The organism is Dokdonella immobilis (genome assembly GCF_900115085.1).
GTDB classification, from domain to species: Bacteria; Pseudomonadota; Gammaproteobacteria; order Xanthomonadales; family Rhodanobacteraceae; genus Dokdonella; species Dokdonella immobilis.
In genome coordinates this window covers 325,357-335,533 of record NZ_FOVF01000001.1, presented here as the reverse complement: position 1 = coordinate 335,533, position 10,177 = coordinate 325,357, and the positions used below count along the sequence as shown (strand labels likewise).

Sequence of the window (10,177 nt, the reverse complement as noted above, 5' to 3'; positions counted from 1 at the left end):
TTCGCTCTGGCGCGCAGGATGCGCGCTAACCGGGCCCCGTAAGCGGTGGCGACTGGGCGAAGGAAAGGCCCGCAGGGTGGGCGCAATGGATTGCGCCCAGTTCGCTGCCAGCACATGGAGGTGCTGTCAGCGAACCCCCGCAGCCTGGCCGCGAAGTCGCAGGGCAGGATGCCCGGAGACCACCGTTTTGGGGTGGCCTTCTCTTTGGTTACTTTCTCTTGGCCACGCAAGAGAAAGTAACTCGCTCGCCGCAGGCGAGTGAAAGCTTGGCACTGGATCGACACATCTCGCGCCACGTAGCGATGCACGAACATGCGCAGAAGCCGAGTCAAAAGATTCCTGCCTGCGCAGGGACGACGATGTAGAAGTTCGAAGCGTGCAGGAAAGCATCGCGCCTGAAGGCGCTCCTACAGTGGCAGAGGAGTGGGTCGCTCGCCGCAGGCGAGTGAAAACTTTGCTTCAAGTCCAAGAATGCGCCGCGCAGCGATGTCCAACCGTGCGCAAAGCTAGAGTCACTGGGTCCCGCCCCGGACGAAGTCCGGCCTGCCTTGAGCCGGTCGAAGGGCAGGGACGACGGTTCGGGAATTTGAACTTGTCGGCAAAGCGCTGCGGCTGAAGGCCGGACCGGTAAAAACCAGTTCGGACCTCGACGAAAAGGAGGCGCTGCCGAAACAAACCAGCGACAAATCCCGTTCTCCGGAACGCCGGCAGGCTGATTGTCCGCGGCTACCGGGCATCCAGGAACAGCTATCGGCTTGGATTCGAGCGCCAATCACCGGGCTGAAAGAAATGCCGCCGTTGCAGAACGGGTCGACCGGCTTGAATGGCATGGCCAGGACCCCCAATTGATACCGCGCTGGCAGCGATCGTCCTGGATGCGCGGTCATCTCCGATTCATGATTTGCGCACTCGCCGACCCAGCGGAAACGCAGCCGGATGCCGGCAAACCGGCAAAAGCATGGTCCTCACGACAATCGCCTTGCGCGATTCATGCCACGTCGATACAATGCGCGGCTCTGATGCGGGGTGGAGCAGTCTGGCAGCTCGTCGGGCTCATAACCCGAAGGTCGCAGGTTCAAATCCTGCCCCCGCTACCAGGTTTCCTGCGAAGGGCCACTTCGGTGGCCCTTCTGCAAGGAAAGCGCAGGAAGCGCGAGCACCGATGCCTGGGAAGCAAGACAACGGTGAACTATGGAATGGGCCTTGCGCCCATTTTTTTTTTGGCGGGATTTGCAGCGGAGCGGTCGGTCGCAGTGACGAACGAGAAACTCAATGAACTCCTGAAGCCGCTGGTGACCGATCTTGGCCTGGAATTCGTCGGTATCGAATTCAGTCCGAGCCGGGGCAGCAGCCTGTTGCGCGTCATCATCGATGCGCCGGGCCGGCCGGTGGCGATCGAGGATTGCGAGCGCGTCAGTCGGGAAATCTCCGCGCTGCTCGACGTCAACGATCCGATCGAGGGGCGCTACACCCTCGAGGTGTCCTCGCCCGGCATCGATCGACCGTTGTTCACGCTTGAGCATTTCACGCGATTCGTCGGTAGCGAGGCGAAGGTCAATGTGGCCCTGCCAATCGAGGGCCGACATCGCTTCCAGGGCGTGATCAAGGCCGTGGAAGGTGATCGCATCCATCTCGACCAGGATGGCAAGGACGTGGTGATTGCGCATGCCAACGTGGTCAAGGCCAAGCTCGTGCCGGACTATGCGGCGCTTGGAATCGGCGCGAAAGGTGCCAGGAATCAGGACAGCGGATCGCGCAAGCGCGGTTCGAAACACAGGTGAGGCCGCCCTGGCGGTTTCTCGGGAGCTGAGTAGATGAGCAAAGAATTGTTGCTGGTGGTCGATGCGGTCGCGAACGAAAAGGGCGTTCCCAAGGACGTCATTTTCGAGGCGATGGAAGCGGCGCTCGCCTCCGCGGCGAAGAAGCGCTATCCGAACGAGGATATCCTCGCGCGTGTCTCGATCGACAAGCACTCGGGCGAGTACGAGACCTTCCGGCGCTGGGAAATCGTCGCCGACGACGTCGTCATGGAATCGCCCGATTGGCAGATCCGCCTGATGGACGCGCTCGACGAAAAGCCCGGCTGCGAGGTCGGCGAGTTCATCGAGGAGCAGATCGAGAATCCCGAGTTCGGCCGCATCGCGGCGCAAGCCGCCAAGCAGGTCATCGTGCAGCGCGTGCGCGAGGCCGAGCGGGCCCAGATCGTCGATGCCTATGCCGATCGGGTCGGCGAACTGATCACCGGTATCGTCAAGCGCGTCGAGCGCGGCAACCTCTACATCGATCTCGGTGGCAATGCCGAGGCGTTCATCCCGCGCGACAAGGCGATTCCACGCGAAGCGGTTCGCGCCGGCGACCGGGTCCGCGGCTATCTCTACGAAGTGCGTTCCGAGCCGCGTGGCCCGCAGCTCTTCATTTCGCGCACCGCCCCCGAATTCATGATCGAGCTGTTCAAGCTCGAGGTTCCCGAAGTCGGCCAGGGGCTGGTCGAGATCAAGGCCTGTGCCCGCGATCCGGGCGACCGCGCCAAGATCGCCGTGCTCGCCCACGACCATCGCACCGATCCGATCGGTGCCTGCATCGGCATGCGCGGTTCGCGCGTGCAGGCGGTTTCGAACGAGCTCAACGGCGAGCGCATCGACATCGTGCTCTGGAACGAGAACAATGCCCAGTTCGTCATCAACGCAATGGCGCCGGCCGAGGTGCAGTCGATCATCGTCGACGAGGAAAAGCACTCGATGGACATCGCCGTCGCCGAGGACAAGCTGTCCCAGGCGATCGGTCGCGGCGGCCAGAACGTGCGCCTTGCCAGCAAGCTTTCTGGCTGGCAGCTCAACGTGATGACCGCCGACCAGGTTCGCGAGAAGAGCGAGAGCGAGCAGGAAGCGGCACGCACGCTGTTCGTCGAGAAGCTCGAGGTCGACAACGAGATCGCCCAGATCCTCGTCCAGGAAGGTTTTTCGACGGTCGAGGAAATCGCCTACGTGCCGACCGCGGAACTGCTCGCGATCGACGGCTTCGACGAGGATATCGTCGAGGAACTGCGCGCCCGTGCCCGCGATGCCTTGCTGACCGATGCACTGGCCGTCGAGGAAGAGATCGAGGAACACAAGCCGGCGGAGGATCTGCTCGAGTTGGAAACCATGGACGAGGCGCTCGCCTACGAGTTGGCCCAGCACGGCATCGTGACTCGCGAAAACCTCGCCGATCTGGCCACCGACGAACTGGTCGAGCTGGCCATCGAGGGTGTCGACGAGGATCGCGCGGCGGAATTGATTATGGCAGCACGCGAGACCTGATCTCGTCGCTACCGACCGCGGCAGGCTGGCCTGCCGCGGAGCAGTGACAAAGGTGAGGCAATCGCGGGTAGGTCAGGAGTACAAAGGTATGTCGGACGTAACAATCAAGCAGTTGGCCACGGTGCTGGCCACCCCGGTCGACAAGCTGCTCGCGCAGCTCGAGGAAGCCGGGATGAAGTTCTCCGACCCGGAGCAGTCGATCAGCAGCAAGGAGAAGGTCAAGCTGCTCGGCTTCCTGCGCCGCAATCATGGCAAGCGCGAGACCGCAGGCGAGGACAGCGCGCCCAAGCAGGTGACCCTGAAGCGTCGCACTGTCAGCGAACTGACCGTCAATCCGGGACAGCGCGGCGCCGCGACCAAGACGGTCAATGTCGAGGTTCGGCAGAAGCGCACGTATGTGAAACGCAGCGTCGTCGAGGACCAGGGCAAGGTGCTCGATCCCGAGCGCGAGGACGCCCTGCGCAAGCTCGAGGAATCGCAGGCCAAGCGTGATGCCGAGGAGCAGGCGCGCCAGGAAACCGAGCGCCGCCGCCAGGAAGAGGAAGCACGCCAGAAGGCTGCAGAAGAAGCTCGCCTGAAGGCCGAGGAAGAGGCGCGAGCAGCCGCTGCCGCCGCCGAAGCCAGGACCAGGCAGCAGGACGAGGTGATCGATCCGGCCGTGCTTGCCTCCGAAGCCGTGGCGCCGGTCGCCGAGGTCCCGGTCGAACGGCCGCGACGCAGCGAAGATCGCGCGGGCGAGAGCGCTGGCCGGCACAGCAAGCCCAAGCATGCCGGTAGTCATCGTGGCCGCGATGGTGAAGGCGCGACGCCGTCCAAGAAGTACTTCGGCAATGAATTGCACCTGTCCCAGGAGGGCAGCGCACGCCGCACCGGCCGCAAGAAGCCGCGCGCCCGTCCGCTCGAGCAATCGCGCTCGTCGGGTGCGCATGGCTTTTCCCGGCCGTCGGCGCCAGTCGTTCGCGAGGTCCAGATCGGCGAGACGATCAGCGTCGCCGATCTTGCCCAGCGCATGGCGGTCAAGGGCGCCGAAGTGGTCAAGACCCTGTTCAAGATGGGTGTCATGGCCACGATCAACCAGGTCATCGATCACGACACCGCGCAACTGGTCGTCGAGGAGATGGGCCACACGGCGGTGAAGGCCGCGGAAACGGATGCCGAAGTCAGCCTGCTGGCGCACGCTGAAGTCACGGGCGAGGCCGTTGCGCGCCCGCCAGTCGTGACGATCATGGGCCATGTCGACCATGGCAAGACCTCGCTGCTCGACACGATCCGACGCACCAAGATCGCAGCCGGCGAAGCAGGTGGCATCACCCAGCACATCGGCGCCTATCACGTGGAAACCCCGAAAGGCGTGATTACCTTCCTCGATACCCCGGGCCATGCCGCGTTCACCTCGATGCGCCAGCGTGGTGCCCAGGCAACGGACATCGTCATTCTTGTCGTCGCCGCCGATGACGGCGTCAAGCCGCAGACGGTCGAAGCGATCAAGCATGCGCGCGCCGCCAAGGTGCCGCTGATCGTCGCGGTCAACAAGATGGACAAGCCGGAAGCGAACCCGGAAAACGTCAAGCAGGGCCTGATCCAGCACGAGGTCGTTCCCGAGGACTGGGGTGGCGACGTGCAGTTTGTGCCGCTGTCGGCCAAGACCGGCGCCGGTGTCGACGCCCTGCTCGAAGCGATCTCGCTGCAGGCCGAACTGATGGAACTCAAGGCCGTTCGCGAGGGCCGCGCTTCCGGCGCCGTGATCGAATCGAGCCTCGACAAGGGCCGCGGTCCGGTCGCCACGGTGCTGGTCCAGCAGGGCACGCTGAAGAAGGGCGACTTCGTCGTCTGCGGCGTCGAATACGGTCGCGTGCGCGCCCTGTTCGACGAGAACGGCAAGCAGATCGATGAAGCCGGTCCGTCCATTCCGGTGCAGCTGCTCGGACTCTCCGGCGTGCCCGAAGCCGGCGACGATTTTGTCGTCGTCGCGGACGACCGCCTGGCCAAGGATGTCGCCAGCCAGCGTGATGCCAAGCGCCGCGAGACGCGCCTGGTCCAGGCCGCCGGCAACCGCATGGAAGACGTGCTGGCGCAGATGGGCCAGGGCGGCGAGGGCCAGCTTTCGCTGAACCTCGTCATCAAGGCCGACGTGCAGGGTTCCACCGAAGCGCTGGTGCAGTCCCTGACCGCGCTGAGCAACGACATGATCAAGATCAACGTGATCTCGTCCGGCGTCGGTGGCATCACCGAATCCGACGCGACCCGTGCGGCCTCGTCGAAGGCCACGATCATCGGCTTCAACGTGCGTGCGGACGCAGCGGCCCGTCGCGTCGTCGAATCGAGCGGACTAGACCTGCGCTATTTCTCGATCATCTACGACGTGATCGATCAGGTGAAGCAGGTCGCCACCGGCCTGCTCGGTGTCGAGATCCGCGAGGAAATCATCGGCATCGCCGAGGTCCGCGACGTATTCCGTTCGTCGAAGTTCGGCGCCGTCGCCGGCTGCATGGTGGTCGAGGGTACGGTCAAGCGCAACAAGCCGATCCGCGTCCTGCGCGACAGCACGGTGATCTTCGAAGGCGAACTCGAGTCGCTGCGCCGCTTCAAGGAATTGGTCGACGAGGTGCGCAACGGCACCGAGTGCGGCATCGCCGTCAAGCAGTACAACGACGTCAAGGCCGGCGACCAGATCGAGTGCTTCGAGCGCATCGAAGTGCAGCGGACGTTGTGAGAAGCCGGGATTAGGGATTCGGGATTCGGGATTCGAAGGTGCTGAATCCCGCCGCGACCCCGCTTTCCGAATCCCGAATCTCCAATCCCGAATCCCGGAGGCAAGCCATGGCCGATTTCACCCGTTCCGATCGTGTCGCCGTGCAGTTGCGCAAGGAGATCGCCGTGCTCGTGCACCAGGCGGTGCGCGACCATGCATTGCCCTCGGTCAGCGTTTCCGATGTCGAGGTGACCAAGGATCTCGATGTGGCCAAGGTTTTCGTGACCACGCTGCTTTCCGAGCAATCGACGGTCGCGGTCAAGGCCCTCAACGAGATGGCCTTCGAGTTCCGCCGCGAGCTCTCGCGCACGTTGAAGATGCGCCGCGTGCCGGAGATCCGTTTCTACTACGACGATTCGGTCGATCGTGGCGAACGCATCGAATCGCTGCTGCGCGAGAACCCGCCGAAGGACGATTGAGGCCGCGCGTGACCAGACCGGCGAAGAAACGCTGGCGGGACGTCCACGGCCTGCTCCTGCTCGACAAGCCGGAAGGGCTCAGTTCGAACCAGGCCTTGCAGAAGGTTCGCCATCTCTATGCAGCGGCCAAGGGCGGTCACACCGGTAGCCTCGACCCGTTGGCAACCGGGCTGTTGCCGCTTTGTTTCGGCGAGGCCACCAAGATCGCCGGCCTCCTGCTCGGCTCGCGCAAGGCCTACGAAACGGTGTGCCGGCTCGGCATCGTCACTGACAGCGCCGACGCCCACGGCGCCGTGGTCGAGACCCGCGCCGTTCCCGAACTCGACGACGCGCGGATCGAACAGGCGTTGTCGGCGCTTCGCGGCCGCGTCCTGCAGGTACCGCCGGTCTATTCGGCGCTCAAACGCGATGGCGAGCCGCTGTACCGGTTGGCCCGACGCGGCGAAACCGTGGTGGTCGAGCCGCGGCCGGTCGAGGTTCACCGTTTCGAACTGATTTCACGCGAGGCAGACCGGCTTCGCCTGCATGTCGAGTGCGGATCCGGTACCTATGTGCGCAGTCTGGTGAGGGATCTCGGCGAGGCACTGGGATGCGGCGCGCACGTGACCGAATTGCGTCGCCTCTGGGTCGAACCATTTTATTCGCCGGAAATGACGACATTGACCGAACTCGAACAGCTGGCAGGCGAAGGCGAGGCGGCCCTTGATCGGCGATTGCTCCCCGTCGAGGCCGGTTTGCAGGCCTATCCGGTGGTCGTCCTGGATGAATCCGAAAGCCAGCGCCTGCGTCAGGGCCAGCCGGTCCAGCGTCGGCTCGAGCCCGGAACATGGGTCGCGAAGTCCGCCGCGGGGCAATTGCTGGCCATCGCAGAAGCTCGGTCGGACAGCACGTTGCGGACGCTGCGCGGGTTCAATCTGGGCTGATGGCCGGGTTTTTCCGCGGCAAGGGCAGCATAGAACTTGTTGCGATGCACCTTTGCCAGCTAAAATGGGCAGCTTTCCCGGCAAATACTTCATTGCGGGGCTTGGAAACCGTCACCGGCTGGTGGCCGTTCCCAAGCCTCGCCCTCGTTCCATAAGGGTTTATCAACATGTCGCTCAACGTAGAAACCACCAGCAAGATCATCGCCGATTACGGTCGCGTCGCCAATGACACCGGTTCTCCGGAAGTCCAGGTTGCGCTGCTCTCTGCCCGCATCGAGCACCTTTCCAAGCATTTCTCGGATCACGACAAGGATCACCACTCGCGTCGTGGCCTCCTGAAAATGGTCAACCAGCGCCGTCGCCTGCTCAACTACCTCAAGAGCAAGGACAACGAGCGCTACAAGACGCTGATCGAGCGCCTCGGTCTGCGTAGGTAATCTGTGTTTGTGCGTTCGTCCATGAACGCGGCTAGTACAGTCGTTGGTGCATGCATCAACGCTTCGCGTCTGGATGAAGTCCAGAGCAGCCATCCGTGGCCGCACTTTTCATATGATGCACGAGCGAGCGAGCCTTCGTTGGCACCGCCGTGCGCAGAATTCACAGGACACCAATAACGTGGCGAAAGTAACCAAGACATTCCAGTACGGCAATCATCAGGTCACGCTGGAGACGGGCGAAATCGCTCGCCAGGCCAGCGGTGCCGTCCTCGTCAGGATCGGCGATACCGTCGTGCTGGTCACCGCGGTCGGCGCCAAGTCGGCGCGCGAAGGGCAGGATTTCTTCCCGCTCACGGTCGACTACCAGGAAAAATTCTATGCAGGTGGACGTATTCCGGGCGGCTTCTTCAAGCGCGAAGGTCGCCAGACCGAAAAGGAAACCCTCACCTCGCGCCTGATCGACCGTCCGATCCGCCCGCTGTTCCCGGAGTTCTTCCGCAACGAAGTGCAGATCATCGCCACCGTGATGTCGATGAACCCGGAAATCGACGGCGACATCCCGGCCCTGCTCGGTGCCTCCGCCGCCCTCGCGCTCTCCGGTTTGCCGTTCAACGGCCCGATCGGCGCCGCCAAGGTCGGCTACGCGAACGGCAACTACATCCTGATGCCGACCGCGACCGAACTGAAGACCTCGGAGCTCGAACTCGTCGTCGCCGGCACCGCCAATGCGGTGTTGATGGTCGAATCCGAAGCCAAGCTGCTCAGTGAAGACGTCATGCTCGGTGCGGTCGTGTTCGGCCACAATGCGGCCAAGCAGGCCATCCAGGCGATCAACGAATTCGTCGCCGAAGTCGGGCAGAAGTCGTTCTCCTGGACCGCGCCGGAGCGCGACCCCGCCATTACGGCCGCCATCAAGAACGCGGTCGGCGATCGCCTCACGGCCGCCTATGCCGTGGTCGACAAGATCGAACGCCGCGATGCCATCGGCGCGCTCAAGAAGGACGTGATCGCCGGGCTCAAGGCCGACGCCGAAGCCAATGGCTGGGCAGCCGGCGACCTGGCCAAGGAATTTGCCGAGCTCGAGTACACGACGCTGCGCGCCTCGGTGCTCGCCACCAAGAAGCGCATCGACGGACGCGCGCTCGACACGGTCCGCCCGATCACGATCCGCACGGGCGTGCTGCCACGCACGCACGGCTCGGCGCTGTTCACCCGCGGCGAGACGCAGGCCCTGGTCACGGTCACCCTCGGCACCGGTCGCGACGCCCAGATCATCGACGCCGTCGAAGGCGAGTCGAAGGATCCGTTCCTGTTCCACTACAACTTTCCTCCGTATTCGGTCGGCGAAGCGGGCCGCATGATGGGTCCGAAGCGCCGCGAAATCGGCCACGGCCGACTGGCCAAGCGCGGTGTGCTTGCGGTCAAGCCGTCGATGGAAGAGTTCCCCTATGTCCTGCGCGTGGTTTCCGAGATCACCGAGTCGAACGGTTCCTCGTCGATGGCCTCGGTCTGCGGCTCCTCGCTGGCGATGATGGATGCCGGCGTGCCACTCAAGGCTCCAGTGGCCGGCATCGCCATGGGCCTGGTCAAGGAAGGCAATGACTTCGTCGTGCTCTCCGACATCCTCGGCGACGAGGACCACCTCGGCGACATGGATTTCAAGGTCGCCGGCAGTGCCGACGGCATCAGCGCCCTGCAGATGGACATCAAGATCGACGGCATCACCGAGGAAATCATGAAGGTGGCGCTGGCCCAGGCCAAGCAGGGTCGCCTGCACATCCTCGGCGAGATGAACAAGGCACTCGGTGCCGCACGCACGGAAATGAGCGAATTTGCCCCGCGTCTGCTGACCATGCGCATCCATCCGGACAAGATCCGCGAAGTGATCGGCAAGGGCGGTTCAGTGATCCGCTCGATCACCGAGGAGACCGGCACCACGATCGACATCACCGATGACGGCACCATCATCATCGCCTCGGTCAACCGCGCTGCGGCCGACGAGGCCAAGAAGCGCATCGAGATGATCGTTTCCGACGTCGAGCCGGGACGCATCTACGAAGGCAAGGTGGCCAAGCTGATGGACTTCGGTGCGTTCGTGACGATCCTGCCGGGCAAGGATGGCCTGGTCCACGTATCGCAGATCTCCAACGAGCGCGTCGAGAAGGTTTCCGACAAGCTCAAGGAAGGCGATATCGTCAAGGTCAAGGTACTCGAGGTCGACAAGCAGGGCCGCATTCGCCTGTCGATGAAGGCCGTCGAGGAAGGCGAAGGCGTCAGCGCCTGATTCGCACCTCGCTGGGTCGAACATGAAAAAGCGGGCCTCGGCCCGCTTTTTCTTTGGGACTCG

General features: G+C 63.6%; 7 protein-coding genes and 1 tRNA gene. All 8 read left to right on the top strand.

The features are described from left to right. The first annotated feature begins 1,020 nt into the window (after positions 1–1,020). The 8 genes from BM125_RS01390 to pnp all read left to right on the top strand — a co-directional run bounded on the left by BM125_RS01390 (position 1,021) and on the right by pnp (position 10,114). Positions 1,021–1,097, top strand: a tRNA-Met gene (locus BM125_RS01390). A 156-nt stretch (positions 1,098–1,253) separates the two neighbouring features. Continuing rightward, a complete protein-coding gene (gene rimP, locus BM125_RS01385) occupies positions 1,254–1,781 on the top strand; it encodes a ribosome maturation factor RimP (RefSeq protein ID WP_245778751.1) in 528 nt (175 codons plus the stop codon). A 33-nt stretch (positions 1,782–1,814) separates the two neighbouring features. Next, positions 1,815–3,299, top strand: coding sequence for a transcription termination factor NusA (gene nusA / locus BM125_RS01380; RefSeq protein ID WP_092404112.1), 1,485 nt, complete (start codon positions 1,815–1,817; stop codon positions 3,297–3,299). Between the two features lie 88 nt (positions 3,300–3,387). Next, complete coding sequence (infB, locus tag BM125_RS01375; protein ID WP_092404111.1) at positions 3,388–6,012, top strand: translation initiation factor IF-2; 2,625 nt, start codon at positions 3,388–3,390, stop codon at positions 6,010–6,012. Between the two features lie 107 nt (positions 6,013–6,119). After that, entirely contained in the window at positions 6,120–6,470 is a 351-nt protein-coding gene (gene rbfA / locus BM125_RS01370; RefSeq protein ID WP_092404110.1) for a 30S ribosome-binding factor RbfA, read from the top strand. 8 nt (positions 6,471–6,478) lie between these two features. After that, complete coding sequence (gene truB / locus BM125_RS01365; RefSeq protein ID WP_092404155.1) at positions 6,479–7,393, top strand: tRNA pseudouridine(55) synthase TruB; 915 nt, start codon at positions 6,479–6,481, stop codon at positions 7,391–7,393. A 167-nt stretch (positions 7,394–7,560) separates the two neighbouring features. Continuing rightward, positions 7,561–7,830, top strand: a complete 270-nt coding sequence (rpsO, locus tag BM125_RS01360) for a 30S ribosomal protein S15 (protein ID WP_092404109.1) — start codon at positions 7,561–7,563, stop codon at positions 7,828–7,830. 178 nt (positions 7,831–8,008) lie between these two features. Further along, positions 8,009–10,114, top strand: a complete 2,106-nt coding sequence (gene pnp / locus BM125_RS01355; protein WP_092404108.1) for a polyribonucleotide nucleotidyltransferase — start codon at positions 8,009–8,011, stop codon at positions 10,112–10,114. Positions 10,115–10,177: the final 63 nt, after the last annotated feature.